At 74.1% G+C, this 13,352-nt stretch carries 15 protein-coding genes and 1 pseudogene; 4 read left to right on the top strand and 12 right to left on the bottom strand.

What is annotated here, in order from left to right:
- From AMY39116_RS0338370 to AMY39116_RS0338350, 5 genes and pseudogenes are all read right to left on the bottom strand, one after another.
- Nucleotides 1-248: pseudogene (locus tag AMY39116_RS0338370) on the bottom strand (hypothetical protein); the annotation flags it as partial.
- Nucleotides 241-756 (bottom strand): flavodoxin domain-containing protein, encoded by a 516-nt coding sequence (locus AMY39116_RS0338365; protein ID WP_020422893.1) that lies wholly within the window; start codon nucleotides 754-756, stop codon nucleotides 241-243. The gene AMY39116_RS0338365 and the pseudogene AMY39116_RS0338370, both read right to left, overlap by 8 nt.
- Before the next feature lie 81 nt (nucleotides 757-837).
- A complete protein-coding gene (locus tag AMY39116_RS0338360) occupies nucleotides 838-1,614 on the bottom strand; it encodes a universal stress protein (protein ID WP_020422892.1) in 777 nt (258 codons plus the stop codon).
- On the bottom strand, nucleotides 1,604-2,035 hold the full coding sequence (locus tag AMY39116_RS0338355) for a hypothetical protein (protein ID WP_020422891.1): 432 nt from the start codon (nucleotides 2,033-2,035) through the stop codon (nucleotides 1,604-1,606). The genes AMY39116_RS0338360 and AMY39116_RS0338355 overlap by 11 nt, the downstream gene beginning before the upstream one ends.
- A 14-nt stretch (nucleotides 2,036-2,049) precedes the next feature.
- Nucleotides 2,050-2,607, bottom strand: a complete 558-nt coding sequence (locus AMY39116_RS0338350) for a hypothetical protein (RefSeq protein WP_039792032.1) — start codon at nucleotides 2,605-2,607, stop codon at nucleotides 2,050-2,052.
- Nucleotides 2,608-2,736: 129 nt separating this feature from the next.
- On the opposite strand from AMY39116_RS0338350, the gene AMY39116_RS0338345 reads away from it, so the two are divergent.
- Both AMY39116_RS0338345 and AMY39116_RS0338340 read left to right on the top strand, forming a co-directional pair.
- On the top strand, nucleotides 2,737-3,162 hold the full coding sequence (locus AMY39116_RS0338345; RefSeq protein ID WP_020422889.1) for an HPP family protein: 426 nt from the start codon (nucleotides 2,737-2,739) through the stop codon (nucleotides 3,160-3,162).
- Between the two features lie 57 nt (nucleotides 3,163-3,219).
- Nucleotides 3,220-3,588, top strand: a complete 369-nt coding sequence (locus AMY39116_RS0338340; RefSeq protein WP_020422888.1) for an STAS domain-containing protein — start codon at nucleotides 3,220-3,222, stop codon at nucleotides 3,586-3,588.
- Nucleotides 3,589-3,611: 23 nt separating this feature from the next.
- Here AMY39116_RS0338340 and AMY39116_RS0338335 read toward each other — a convergent pair whose 3' ends face one another.
- Nucleotides 3,612-4,658 (bottom strand): NAD(P)-dependent alcohol dehydrogenase, encoded by a 1,047-nt coding sequence (locus tag AMY39116_RS0338335; RefSeq protein WP_020422887.1) that lies wholly within the window; start codon nucleotides 4,656-4,658, stop codon nucleotides 3,612-3,614.
- 129 nt (nucleotides 4,659-4,787) lie between these two features.
- Here AMY39116_RS0338335 and AMY39116_RS0338330 point away from each other — a divergent pair, with 129 nt between their 5' ends.
- Complete coding sequence (locus AMY39116_RS0338330) at nucleotides 4,788-6,230, top strand: bifunctional aminoglycoside phosphotransferase/ATP-binding protein (protein WP_020422886.1); 1,443 nt, start codon at nucleotides 4,788-4,790, stop codon at nucleotides 6,228-6,230.
- Between the two features lie 72 nt (nucleotides 6,231-6,302).
- Here AMY39116_RS0338330 and AMY39116_RS0338325 read toward each other — a convergent pair whose 3' ends face one another.
- Genes AMY39116_RS0338325 through AMY39116_RS0338305 form a run of 5 tightly spaced genes read right to left on the bottom strand, consistent with a single transcriptional unit; the run spans nucleotide 6,303 to nucleotide 12,183 of the window.
- On the bottom strand, nucleotides 6,303-7,388 hold the full coding sequence (locus AMY39116_RS0338325) for an acetate/propionate family kinase (RefSeq protein ID WP_027936600.1): 1,086 nt from the start codon (nucleotides 7,386-7,388) through the stop codon (nucleotides 6,303-6,305).
- Nucleotides 7,389-7,393: 5 nt separating this feature from the next.
- Nucleotides 7,394-9,775 (bottom strand): phosphoketolase, encoded by a 2,382-nt coding sequence (locus AMY39116_RS0338320; RefSeq protein ID WP_020422884.1) that lies wholly within the window; start codon nucleotides 9,773-9,775, stop codon nucleotides 7,394-7,396.
- Nucleotides 9,772-10,653, bottom strand: a complete 882-nt coding sequence (locus AMY39116_RS0338315) for a universal stress protein (protein WP_020422883.1) — start codon at nucleotides 10,651-10,653, stop codon at nucleotides 9,772-9,774. The genes AMY39116_RS0338320 and AMY39116_RS0338315 overlap by 4 nt, the downstream gene beginning before the upstream one ends.
- Entirely contained in the window at nucleotides 10,653-11,258 is a 606-nt protein-coding gene (locus AMY39116_RS0338310; protein WP_027936599.1) for a CBS domain-containing protein, read from the bottom strand. Before AMY39116_RS0338310 ends, AMY39116_RS0338315 begins: the two co-directional genes overlap by 1 nt.
- 49 nt (nucleotides 11,259-11,307) lie before the next feature.
- Nucleotides 11,308-12,183 (bottom strand): DMT family transporter, encoded by an 876-nt coding sequence (locus AMY39116_RS0338305; RefSeq protein ID WP_020422881.1) that lies wholly within the window; start codon nucleotides 12,181-12,183, stop codon nucleotides 11,308-11,310.
- Nucleotides 12,184-12,435: 252 nt separating this feature from the next.
- Here AMY39116_RS0338305 and AMY39116_RS0338300 point away from each other — a divergent pair, with 252 nt between their 5' ends.
- A complete protein-coding gene (locus AMY39116_RS0338300) occupies nucleotides 12,436-13,005 on the top strand; it encodes a putative glycolipid-binding domain-containing protein (protein ID WP_020422880.1) in 570 nt (189 codons plus the stop codon).
- 10 nt (nucleotides 13,006-13,015) lie between these two features.
- Here AMY39116_RS0338300 and AMY39116_RS0338295 read toward each other — a convergent pair whose 3' ends face one another.
- Nucleotides 13,016-13,282, bottom strand: a complete 267-nt coding sequence (locus AMY39116_RS0338295) for a hypothetical protein (RefSeq protein ID WP_027936597.1) — start codon at nucleotides 13,280-13,282, stop codon at nucleotides 13,016-13,018.
- Between the last annotated feature and the right edge of the window lie 70 nt (nucleotides 13,283-13,352).

Here is a 13,352-nt window from a genome sequence, read left to right as displayed (position 1 = left end):
GGCCCGGGCAGGAACCGCACCGACACCCGGCGTCCCTCGGCGCGCAGGGTGATCACCAGGTTGAACGCGGCCGCACCGCAGGCGAGCCTGGCCTGCCGCGCGCCGGGATCGCTCACCGGGAGCACCCGCTCCGGGTCGAGCAGGACGTCGATGCGCGGCCCGCGGACCTCGAACCGCCACGGCTGCGTGTTGTGCTGTGAAGGCGCTTTCACCGCGGCGGCCAGCGCGCGGGCGAACCCCTCAGCCATCGGCGCGGTCACCGAGCGACTCCCCCCACGAGCGGGCGCGGTCGAGCTCGCCCGGGTGCAGGTCGCCGGCCTCCTTGCCGGTCACGAAGAAGCTCACTGGGGCCGCGCTCACCCGATAACCCTTGCGGCGCAGGTGCTTCGCCGCGGCGCCGGCCGCGGATCCGGTCAGCCACGCCGGCTTCTCGATCCGCGTGTCGAAGGTGACGGCCTGCGTGCCCGGCGACGCCGTGGCCAGGGCTTCCAGCCACTCCCGCAGCCCGCGCTTGCGCGAGTGGAGTGGCTGCTCCCCCGCCTGCTCCGCGGCCGCGTCGCGGGACCGCTTCCCGGTGAGCCCGTGCACGTGCGTGGGTCCGCCCGCCACGACCAGGTCGACGCCCGCCAGGTCGTCGGGGGCGTCGTCGACGTTGACCACGTCCACGTGCATCCGGCCGGACAGTCCTTTCGCGACCGACCGCGCGACCTCCTCGGTGCTGCCGAACATCGACTCGTAGACGACCAGTGCTCGCATGACCTCCTCCTTCCGTTTCCCCAACCCTGCGGCCGGGCGGGCGCCTGCGGACAGGTGCGAAGGTCCTCGAAAGCGGGGACCTCAGGACACCCCCGGCGGCACGACCACGACCGGGCAGCCCGCGCCCTGCGCCAGCGCCCGCCCGGTCGAGCCGAGCACCAGGCCGCCGACCCCGCCGCGGCCCCGGCTGCCGACCACCACCAGCTGCGCCCGCCGGCTGAGCTCCAGAAGGTGGTGCCGCGGCCGGTCCCGCCGCACGATCCGGTGCAGGACCACGTCGGGGTACCGCTCCTGCCAGCCGGCCAGCCGCTCGGCGATCGTGCGGTGCTCGTCGCCCGCGGCGGGCTCCCACTCCAGGCGCAACCGGTCCCCCGGGGCGGTCACGTACTCCGCGTCGCTGCGGGCGTGCAGCGCGATGAGCGGCACGCCCCGGTGCGCGGCCTCCTGGAACGCCACGGCGATCGCCCGCTCGGCGGCCCCGGAACCGTCGACCCCGGCGACCACCGGGCCGGACGGCGCCGGGCGCCCCCGCACCACGACCACCGGGCAGGCACTGCGGGCGGCCAGGACCAGCGCCGGCGACCGCAGGTGCCGGTCCGCCGCGTGGGCCCGCGCCGAGGCGCCGAGCACCAGGAACGCGGCGGTCGCCGACAACGCGAGCAGCGTGTCGGCCGGCGGTCCGGGAAGCCGCTCCATCCGCAGCGCGGTGCCGTCGTCCAGGCGCACGTCCAGGTCCGCGTCGCCGGCGTGCACCAAATGCAGCGGGAGGTGGCGGCTCGCCGCCAAGTCCGCCGCCCACCGCGCGGCGCACCACGATCCGGGCGAGGTGCTGACGGCCGCGACGACCTCACCGCTCACGCGCGCGCCCGAAGTCCCGCAGCCCGGCCACCAGCACCACCAGCCCGGCCAGCACGGCCACCGGCTGCAGGACGTTGAACGTCCGGACGATGCCGACCTCGACGGCGATCCACCCGATCAGCACCGCGCCCGCGACGACGGCGGCCGGGCTGGTGCGCGGGTCCCGCCGCGCGGCGAGCCACGTGACCACCGTCATCGGCACGGCGATCAGCACGCCGAGGGTGATCCCGGCGAACACCGTGCTGTCGAAGGGAAGCCGTGCGGTCACCGTGCCGCCGAGATCGACGGAGCCGATCACGAGGCCCACCGCCCCCACCCACGCGGACACGGCGATCAGCGTGGTCAGCGACGCCAGCCACGGCCTGCGCCGCGCCAGGCGCTCGTCGTGGCGCCACCCCAGTCGTTCCCCGAGCCGGTCCATGCCTCCCCCTTTCCTCAGAACGGCGTGCGCCTGCTGTCGAACCGGTCCCACGCGTCCGCCCAGTCGTCCCGACGGCGCCGGTCGAGCGCCCGGCGGTAGAGCCAGAAACCCAGCCCGCACAGGCCCGTCACGGCCGCCCAGCTCAGCGCGCCGGTGGTCACCCCGTTCACGACCGCGGTCTCCGCGGTCACCGGGGCCGCCGCGGGTTCGCCGTTCTCGTCGATCCAGATGGCCGCGGTGTCACCGGCTTCGGCGCCGCGCCGCGCGGTGACCTCGCCGGTCGCGGTGCCGCCGCCGGGAAGCGGCCATTCCGCCTCGACGCGGGCCGTGCCGCCGGCCGGGAGAACCAGGGGCGCGTCGGCCAGCAGGGTCGCGGTCACCGCGATGCGGGCGTCCGGCCCGTTCGCCGCCAGCCGCTCCTGCCACTGGTGCACGCGATCGCCGAGCAGGGCCGCCAGCGGCGCCGTGAGCACCACGACCGTGACCGCCACGAGCAGCGCCAGCCGTTCGCGGCGGTCGGACTCCCGCGTCAGCGGGTTGCCGCGCAGGTGCGGCGGTCGCCAGGTCTTCACCGGATCCTCCTCGTGTCGTCCGTTCACCAGGGTCGTCACCCGGGGGCTTTCGGCGAAGGGCCGTTGGTCTCCGCTGTCGCGGCCGTACGTCCCTTCCCGCGTGGGTCTCGGCCCGCCGAGGATCGGAGCATGCGGATACGGGAACTGATGAGCTCACCGGTCGTCGGCGTCACCGCCGACGCGAGACTGGAGGAGGCGGCGGCGCTGATGCTCGACCGCGGTTACACCACGCTGCCGGTGCTGACCGCCGCCGGCGAACTCGTCGGCCTGGTCACCGAGGGCGACCTCGCCGCCGCCCGGTACGCCCCGGCGCTGCGGGGCCGGACCGAACCCGACGGCGGTGTCATGCTCGGCGTCGACGCGATCACGGTCGGCTCGGTGATGCGGGCCCCGGCGCTGACCACGCCTGCCGACGCGGACGTCGCGGAGGTGGCGACCGGCCTGGTCGATTCGCACCAGCGCTGCCTGCCAGTGGTCGACCACGGCAAGGTGGTCGGCATCGTCAGCTGGCGCGACCTGCTGACGCACCTGCTGAACGCACGCGCCGCGCGGTGAAAACCCACGCCGGCGCACTGGTGCCGCCCGCGAGCCGTTTGCCAGACTGGTGCGGTGATGGCTGAGCACGGTGCTCCCGGGGGCGGGCCGGGGCGCGAGCAGCTGCGCGTCGGCGTCGACGTCCTGGACCGCGAGGTCGTGGTGCGCGTCGCGGGCGACGTGGACCTGGAGAGCGCCACGCACCTGGAGCAGGCCCTGACCGAGTCGGCCGAACGGATTCCGCCGGTGCTGGTCGTCGACCTGACCGGCGTGGAGTACTTCGGCTCCGCCGGGATGCGGGTGCTGGTCGGGTTGCAGCAGCGCTGCGGTGGCGCCACGCGCGTCCGGGTCGTCGCCTCCGACCAGCGCGTGCTGCGGCCGCTGGAGATCACCGGGCTCACCGAGTTGCTCGACATCTACCCCACGGTGGCCGACGCCCTGCGCTGATGACCGTCCACTGAGGACGCTCGTCAGGGCACGACGACCGCGCGGCCGACGACGTCACCGGCCTCCAGCCGCCGGTAGGCCTCCAGCGCCTCCTCCAGCGGGAAGGTGGTCGCGGTGACGCGCAGGAGCCCGCGCGCGGCCAGGTCGAGGACCTCGACCAGTTCGGGCCTGCTGCCCCAGTAGGTGGACTGCACCGACATCTCGTAGGGCACGCCGAAGAACGACACCGGCAGCGTGCCGCCGCCGAGACCGATGATCGTCAGGTCGCCCAGCATGCGGCCGGCCGCGGCACCGAGCGCCAGTGTGGCGTCGTTGCCCACGCAGTCGAACACCGCGTCGGCGCCCCGGCCACCGGTGGCGCCGCGGATCGTGTCCGCGGCCCGGCCGCCTGCGGGCATCACGAGATCGGCGCCGGCCCGCTCCGCGAGTTCGAGCGCCGCCGCCCTGGTGTCCACCGCGATGACGCGCGTCGCGGTGGTGGCCTTGAGGATCTGCACCGCGAGGTGCCCGAGCCCGCCGATCCCGATCACGACCGCGGTGCTGCCCGGCGGCAGCTTCGGCCAGGACCGGCGCACCGCGTGGTAGGGGGTCAGGGCGGCGTCGGTCAGCGGCGCCGCGGTCACCGGGTCCAATCCGTCCGGCAACGGGACCAAGTGCCGGGCCTCCGGCACGAGCATGAACTCGGCCATGCCGCCGTCCAGCCCCAGCCCACCACCGCCGCTCGGAATCGGCGCCGCCGCCGGATCCTCGCAGTAGGTGTCGAGCCCGGCGAGGCACCGGGAACAGGCGCCGCAGCCCCACGACCCGTGCACCGCCACCGGCGTGCCGACGGGCAGGCCGGTGACGCCTTCGCCGGTTTCGTGGACCCATCCGGCGTTCTCGTGCCCCAGCGTGAAGGGCGGCTCCCAGGGCAGCTGCCCCGCTCCGAACTCCCGCATCAGGTGCAGATCCGAGTGGCAGGCGCCGGCCCCGCCGATCCGGACCACCACCTGTCCCGGGCCCGGCCGGGGCTGGTCCACCTCCACCAGTTCCGGGTCGGACTTCCACGTCGGCAACCGCCACGCCCGCATCGCGCCTCCTTCGATTCGCCTGTCGGCCACCGTCGCCGTCGGCCTGCCGCGGCACTAGGGACTTCGAGCCGTTCGGCGTGGGACTTCCTGCCCTTTCCGCCGCCGATCACCGGCGGCGAGCCTGGAGGCATGCCGGAGACCGGGATCGACGTTCGCGAGACCCACATCGGCGCGGTGTTCCTCGTGGGCGACCGCGCCTACAAGCTCAAGAAGCCGGTGGACCTCGGGTTCCTCGACTTCACCGACCGCGCCACCCGGGAACGGGTGTGCCACCGGGAGGTCGAGCTCAACCGGCGCCTGTCGCCCGACGTGTACCTCGGTGTGGCCGATATGCACGGCCCGGACCACGAGGTGTGCGAGCACCTGGTGGTGATGCTCCGCATGCCAGAGGACCGCAGGCTGTCGACCCTGGTGCGTGCCGGGGCGCCGCTGGAGCACACCGTTCGCGTGCTCGCCCGGACCCTGGCGCGCTTCCACGCCGCCGCCGAACGCGGTCCGCGCATCAGCGAGCAGGGCTCGCGGGCGGCGATCCGGCGACGGTGGGAGGACAGCTTCGCGCAGGTCCGCCCGTTCCACGGCGTCGTGCTGCACCAGGAGACCGCCGACGAGATCGAGCGGCTGACCCGCGAGTTCCTCGACGGGCGGGACGCGTTGTTCCAGCGGCGGCTGAGCGACGGGCGCGTGGTGGACGGTCACGGCGACCTGCTCGCCGACGACATCTTCTGCCTCGACGACGGTCCGCGCGTGCTGGACTGCCTCGAGTTCGACGACCGGCTGCGCTGGGTGGACGGCCTCGACGACGTCGCCTTCCTCGCCATGGACCTCGAACGCCTCGGCGCGGCCGGGCTCGCCGGGCAGCTCCTCGACGACTACGCCGAGTTCTCCGGCGACCCCGCTCCCCCGGCGCTGCGCCACCACTACATCGCCTACCGCGCGTTCGTGCGCGTCAAGGTCGCCTGCCTCCGGTTCGCCCAGGGCGACGACAGCGCGGCCGGACTCGCCCGCTCCTACGCCGACATCGCGCTGCGCCACCTGCGGCTCGGCCGGCCGCGGATGATCCTCGTCGGCGGACTGCCCGCGTCCGGCAAATCCACCCTCGCCGGCTCGGTCGCCGACCGGCTGGGCGCGACGGTGCTGCGCAGCGACCGCATCCGCAAGGAACTGGCGGGCGTCACCCCGGAGGACAGCGCGGCCGCGGGCTACCGCGAAGGCCTCTACGGCGCGGAGACGACGAAACGGACCTACGACGAGATGCTGCACCGCACCGGCGAACTGCTCGCGCTCGGCGAGACCGTCGTGCTGGATGCCTCCTGGTCCGAGGCGCACCACCGCCTCGCCGCGGCGAAGGCAGCCGAGCGCGCGGGCAGCCCGCTCGTGCAGCTCCGCTGCTGGGCGCCGGAGACGGTCACCGCCCACCGGCTGGCCACCCGGACCGGCTCGATCTCGGACGCGACGCCGGAGATCCTGCAGCACATGGCGAGCGACGTGCACCCCTGGCCGGAGGCGCACACCGTCCTGACCGCCGGCACCACGGAGGACTCGCTCGCGCAGGCGCTGGCCTACCTGGACTGACACCCCCAGCGACCGCGCCAGGCGGAGGTGGCGGAGCGGGCCGACTACCGGCTCGCCCACCTCGGCGACGGCCTACCCGGCCTGAACCCCCACCAGCGACAGCGCGCCGCGGCACAGTTCGAGGTCCTCGCGTGCCGTCACCACCAGCACCGCGGGCCCGTCGCCGGAACTCACCACCCGGTCACCGCTTCCGCCGGGCAGGGCGGCACGCAGGTCGAGGACCTCGCATCCGGCGATGATCTCGCCGACCACGCCGGGCTGGTGTTCGGCCACGCCGCCGGTGAACACGACCGCGTCGAGGCGGTCCAGGCTCATCGCCGCCGCGCCGATCTCCCGCCGAAGCCGGTGCACGTACACCTCCAGCGCCTCCCGGGCGTCGCGGTCCCCGCCGTCCCGCGCCGCGAGCACTTCCCGCACGTCGCCCGACGTGCCGGTCATCCCGGCCAGCCCGGACTCGCGGTGGAGCACGTGCGCCAGCTGCGGCACGGTGACCTCGCCGGTTTCGAGCACGTGCAGCAGCAACCCGGGATCGACCGAGCCGGACCGGGTCGCCATCGCCGCGCCCTCCAAGGCCGTGAAGCCCATCGAGGTGTCCACACTCGCGCCACCACGGATCGCGGTGACCGACACGCCGGCCCCGATGTGCGCGACCACCAGCCGCAGGTCGTCCTCGGCGCGGCCGAGCAGTTCCGCGGCCCGGCGCAGCGCGTGACGGCACGACAGCCCGTGGAAACCGTAGCGGCGCAACCGGTTCTGGCTCGTCCACGCCCGCGGCAGCGGGTAGCGCGCGGCGCCCGGCGGCAGTCCGGTGTGGAAGGACGTGTCGAAGCAGCCCACGACCGGCGTGCCCGGCAGCAGCCGGCGCACCACTCGGGCGACGTCGACCGACAACGGCTGGTGCAACGGCGCCAGCGGGGTGAGTCGCTCCAGTTCGCGCAACACCGCGTCGTCGAGCACGACCGGCCCCGGCCGGGACCCGCCGTGCACGAACCGGACCGCCACGCAGCCGGGCGGCCCCCACTCCGCCAGCGCCTCGGACACGGCCCGCTCGTCGGCGCGGGCGTCCGCCGCCTGCCACGTGCGGCTGTCCACCACGTCGCCGTCGTGCAGGGCGGCCTTCAGCGACGAGGACCCGGGGTTGAGGGTCAGCACCCGCATCGCGCTCACCGGGTCCAGCGCCACTCGCGGACCTCCGGCAGGTCCTCGCCGTGCTCGCGGATCCACCGGCGGTGCCGGGTGCGCGCGTCGGCCATCGCCTGCCGGGTCGTGCCCGCCGTCCGCAGCAGCCCGGGCACCCGGTCGATCACGTCGATCACCAGCTGGAACCGGTCCATGTCATTGAGCACCAGCATGTCGAACGGCGTCGTGGTCGTCCCGCGCTCCTTGTAGCCCCGCACGTGCAGCCCCGCGTGGTTGGCGCGGCGGTAGGCCAGCCGGTGGATCAGCCACGGATAGCCGTGGTAGGCGAAGATCACCGGCCGGTCCCGCGTGAACAACGCGTCGAACTCCCGGTCGGTCATGCCGTGCGGGTGCTCGGTGTCCGGCTGCAGCCGCATCAGGTCGACCACGTTCACCACCCGCACCGCCAGCTCCGGCAGGTGCTCCCGCAGCAGGGTGACCGCGGCCAGCACCTCCAGCGTCGGGGCGTCGCCCGCGCACGCCAGCACCACGTCGGGCTCGTGGCCGGGGTGGGTGCTCGCCCACTCCCAGATCCCGGCGCCGCGGGCGCAGTGCAGCGCCGCCTGCTCGGCGTCGAGCCAGTCCGGCGTGTCGTTCTTGCCCGCCACGATGACGTTGACGTAGTCCCGGCTGCGCAGGCAGTGGTCGGCGACGGTCAGCAGCGTGTTCGTGTCCGGGGGCAGGTACACCCGCACGACCTCGCTGCTCTTGTTGGCCACGTGGTCGATGAAGCCAGGGTCCTGGTGCGAGAAGCCGTTGTGGTCCTGCCGCCACACGTGGGAGGTGAGAAGGTAGTTCAGCGACGCCACCGGGCGCCGCCACGGGATGTCCCGTGAGCTGCGCAGCCACTTGATGTGCTGGTTCACCATCGAATCGACGATGTGCACGAACGCCTCGTAGCAGGAGAACAGCCCGTGCCGCCCGGTGAGCAGGTAGCCCTCCAGCCAGCCCTGGCACAGGTGCTCCGACAGCACCTCCAGCACCCGGCCGTCGCGGGACAGGTGCTCGTCGACCGGTTCGATCGCGGCCTGCCAGCCCTTGCCGGTGGCCTGGTAGACCGCGTCGAGGCGGTTGGAAGCCGTCTCGTCGGGGCCGAACAGCCGGAAGTTCCGCCTGCCCGCGCTGCGCTCGGCGACGTCCCGCAGGTAGCGGCCCAGCACGCGGGTCGGTTCGTGCGCGGTTGTGCCCGGTTCGGTGACGCGCGGCGCGTAGTCGCGCGGGTCGGGCAGGTCGAGCGGCCGCAGCAGCGTGCCGCCGTTCGCGTGCGGGTTCGCGCCCATCCGCCGGTCGCCGGACGGGATCAGCGCGGTCACCTCCGGCGTGGGGCGGCCGTCGGCGTCGAACAGCTCCTCCGGCCGGTAGGACCGCAGCCAGCGTGCCAGCGCCGCCAGGTGGTCCGGGTTCTCCCGCACGGCGGGCAGCGGCACCTGGTGCGCGCGCCACGTCCCTTCCACCGGCACACCGTCCACTTCGGATGGCCCGGTCCAGCCCTTGGGGCTGCGCAGCACGATCACCGGCCACCGCGGCCGCCCGGTCGCGGCGCCGGATCGCGCCGCGGCCTGGATGTCCCTGATCTCGGCGACGACGTCGTCGAGCGTCGCGGCCATCGCCTGGTGCATTGTCGCCGGGTCGGAGCCTTCGACGTGGTAGGGCCGGTAGCCGTAGCCCCGCAGCAGGTCGTCGAGCTCGTCGCGCGGGATCCGGGACAGGACCGTCGGGTTGGCGATCTTGTAACCGTTGAGGTGCAGGACCGGCAGCACCGCGCCGTCGTGCACCGGGTCGAGGAACTTGTTCGCGTGCCAGCTCGCGGCCAGCGGCCCTGTCTCGGCTTCGCCATCGCCGATCACACAGGCGACCAGCAGGTCCGGGTTGTCGAACGCGGCGCCGTACGCGTGCGCCAGCGAGTAGCCCAGTTCGCCGCCCTCGTGGATCGAGCCCGGCACCACCGGGGCGACGTGGCTGGGCACCCCGCCGGGAAACGAGAACTCGCGGAACAGCGTCCGCATCCCCGCCACGTCCTGCGTGACGTCCGGTGTCAGTTCGGGGTAGCTGCCCTCCAGCCAGGTGTGCGCCAGCAGCGCCGGCCCGCCGTGTCCCGGCCCGGTCACGAAGATCACGTCCAGGTCGTGCGCCACGATGGCGCGGTTGAGGTGCGCGTAGACGAAGGTCAGGCCGGGCGAGGTGCCCCAGTGGCCGAGCAGCCGCGGTTTGACGTGCCCCGGCGTCAGCGGCTCGCGCAGCAGCGGGTTGTCCATCAGGTAGATCTGGCCCGCCGCGAGGTAGTTCGCGGCGCGCCACTGGGAGTCCACTTGGGACAGTTCGCGGCCGGTGAGTGCGGCGCGTGACGGCGCCTCGGTGGTGCTCACGAGCCGGGCCGCGGGCGGACGATCATCACCGGGCACTGCGCGTGGTGGATCAGCGCCTGGCTGGTCGAGCCCAGCAGCAGCCCGCTGAACCCGCCCCGGCCGCGGCTGCCCACGACGACCAGCTGGGCCTGCGCGCTCCAGCTCAGCAGCTGGTGCCGCGGCCGGTCCCGCGCGACGACCCGCTCGACCCGCACGTCGGGGTACTTCTCCTGCCACCCGGCGAGCCGCTCGGCCAGCAGCCGCCGCTCGTCGGCGGCGATCTCCTCCCAGTCCAGCGCGATCGGCACCATCGACGGGTAGCCTGCGAAGTCCACATCGGACCAGACGTGCACCGCCACCAGGCCGGCGCCGCGCCACGACGCCTCCTCGAACGCGGCCGCGAGGGCGCGCTCGCCGACCGGGCTGCCGTCGACGCCGACGACCACCGGGCCCTCCGCGTTCTCCCGTCCGCGGACGACCACCACCGGGCACCGCGCGTGCGCGGCGACCTCGACGGTCGTCGAGCCGACCAGCATCCCGGCGAACCCGCCGGTGCCGGAACAGCCGAGGACGACAGTCCGGGCGGTGCGGGAGGCCTCGATCAGGGCCAGCGCTCCGGTCTCGGTCGGCCGGTCCGTGGTGATCGTCAGGTCTTTGCCCCCGGCTTCGCGGGCGGTCCGGACGGCGTCGGCGACCAGGTCGTCGGCCGCCTTGACCAGCTCGTCGTAGGCCTGCTGCAGCACCGCGAGACCCGCGCCGTCGAAGCCGGTGATCGGCGCGAAGCCGTGGACGATGCGCAGGGGTTCGTGGCGCTGCCGGGCCGCCTCGGCGGCCCACCGCAGGGCACGCGTGGCCTCCTCGGAGCCGTCCACGCCGACGACGATCGCGTTGCCGTTCATCAGATCCCTCCCGGGTGCGCCGCCACGGCGCTGGCGCTGACGACGCCGGGCACGGCCTCGGCCAGCACGGTCGCCACATGGCGGTCGGTCTCGTCGTCGAACTCGTCGGCGATGTGCACCACGCCGTCGCGCACCTCCACGTGCCAGCGGTCGGGGCCGCCGTAAAGGCACAGATGCCGGCGCACGTCGCCGGCGATCTCGCTGTCGCTGCGGGCGAAGACCCGCACGATGTCGCCGCGGGTGACGATGCCGACGACCTGGCCGCCCTCGGCGATGGGCATGGCGCGGATCCGGGCGTCCAGCAGGGCGCGGCTGAGCGTGGCCAGGTCGGTGCCCGGAGACATCGCGGTGGCCGGGCTGGTCATCACCTCGGCTACGGTGGCGCCCGGCGCGCGGTCCGTCCGGTCCTCGTGGGTCCGCGGGTCGCGGGGCAGCCGGTCGGCGACCAGGTCCGCCTCGGTGACGATGCCGACCAGCCGTTCGTCGTCGTCCACGACCGGCAGAGCGGTGAACCCGCGGGACGACAGAATCCGCGCCGCCTCCTTCGCCGAGGTGCCCGGCGTCACGGTCGTGACCGGCCGGCTCATGATGTCCTGTGCTCGCATGGGTTCCACGCTAGGAAGCCGGAGCAGGCCGCACAGCGGGCCATGGTCATCAGGAGGAGGGACTTCCGGCCCTCTCGTGCGCGGCCAGCAGCGGGGAGCGGGCCAGGCCGATCGTCCCCGCCACGATCGCGGCCCCCGCACCCAGTTCGAGGAGCACCCAGGCGCCGCCGCGAACGTTCTCCCCGAACACGGCCACGCCCCACAGCAGCGCCACGAGCGGGTTGACCAGGGTCAGGCCCGGCTGGGACGCGGTCAGGCTCCCCGCGCGCAGCGTGTTCTGCAGCAGGAAGAACCCCAGCGGCGCGGCGACCAGCACCGCGTAGAACTGCCAGGTCGACAGCAGGGTGGCGGACGGGTCGCGCACCGCGGCCATGACCGCCGACACCAGGACCGCGGTGAACCCGAACCACGCCCCGGCCGCGCTGCCGAGCAGCAGCGCGCGGCGGCCGCCGGCGCTCACGGCGGCCCCGCGGTGCACCAGGACGGCGACCAGGGTGGTGGTGGTCAGGCAGCCCGCCAGCCATCCGCCCGCGGGCGCCGCGAGCGGATCGCCGCCGGACGGCCGCAAGGCGGCGAGCAGGACCACGACGCCACCGCCGACGCCCGCGACGGGCAGCCATTCGCCGAGCCCGAGGCGGCGACGGCGCAGGATCGCGGTCAGGACCAGGACGAACGCCAGCTCGCCGATCAGGATCGGCTGGACCAGCACGATCGGGCCGGCCGCCAGCGCCAGGGCCTGGAGCACGGACCCGGCCACCATCGAGGTGACGCCGAACCCCCAGGCCGGCTGTTTCGCCAGGTCCCACAGCAGGCGGATGGTCAGGTGCCCGTCCGCGGGCTCGTTCCGCGCGGCCTGCCGCTGCAGGACCGACCCGGCGGCGTTGGCCGCCGCGGCCAGCACCGCCAGCACCACGCAGACCACCACAGCAGTTCCTCCCGGCCGACTGGGCCGAGCATGCGGGACGCTCCTGCCGCCCGACCAGTGACCTTCGTCCCCGTCCGGCCGCCGTTGGTCAGCGCGCGAGTGGCACCGGCCAATCCGGAGACGCTTCCACCGCACGCCTGAGCGAGCCTGGCCCGCGTCCGTCACCAGGACTGACAGTGGCCGGACGAAGCGACCGGGAACCACCCAGCGCGCCGGTCAGTTGTCCCGGTACCGACCGCACGGAGGTTGCCGATGTCGTTCGCTTCTCTGCCCCCGGTCGCGTCCTGGCGGCACGAGGGGGCCCGCGCCGGGTTCGAAGTCGCGTTCTTCGCCGAGGAGCGTGGTGGGGTCCGAGTGGAGGGCGTCACCACCGCCACCGAGGACGGCGAGTCCTGGATCGTCGACTACGTGATCCACCTCGACGAGTCGTGGCGGACCAGGTCCGCGCGGATCACTGGCCGCAGCGGCGCCGCCACCCGGGTCAGGCTCATCGAGGCCGACGGCGACGGGAACTGGCAGGTGGACGGCGCCCGTGCGCCCCAGTTGCAGGGCTGCCTGGACCTCGACCTGGAGGCCTCGGCGATGACCAACACCGTCCCCGTGCACCGGCTGCGGTTCCCGGCCGGGCGGCCGGTCCCGGCGCCGGCCGCGTACGTCCGCGCGGTCGGGCTCGCGGTCGACCGCCTGGACCAGAGCTACTCCCGGTCGGACGACGAGCACTACGACTACGCCGCGCCGGAATTCGACTTCACCTGCCGCCTGACCTACGACCGGCACGGCCTCATCCTCGACTACCCGGGCATCGCCGTCCGGGTCCAGTGATGGACCGCGGTCAACGGTCCAGTGTGGAGTGCCCGGTCTGCCGCAGCGTCTCGAAGTCACGCAAGTAGGTCTGCTCGTCGATCTCGCCGCGGGCGAAGCGCTCGGCCAGCAGCTGCTCCGGCGTCGGCCGTTCCCGGTCCTCCGGACCTGGCCGCCGCTGCAGCGCGCGGACCACCAGGACGACAGCCACGATCACCAGCGCCCACAGCGCCACGTTGCCGATGGTCATGAGGGCCATACCCCAGCCGCTCATTCCGTTCCCGTACCAGTACATCATCGCCGGCTCCTTTCCGAGCCCCAGCATGCGCGGCCACCCGCCGGAGCGGGACGGTCCGAGGTCGCCTCCC

This window comes from Amycolatopsis sp. ATCC 39116, from assembly GCF_000231075.2.
GTDB lineage: Bacteria > Actinomycetota > Actinomycetes > Mycobacteriales > Pseudonocardiaceae > Amycolatopsis_E > Amycolatopsis_E tucumanensis.
The sequence above is the reverse complement of the archived record's forward strand: the minus strand, read 5'-3'. Positions and strand labels throughout refer to the sequence as shown.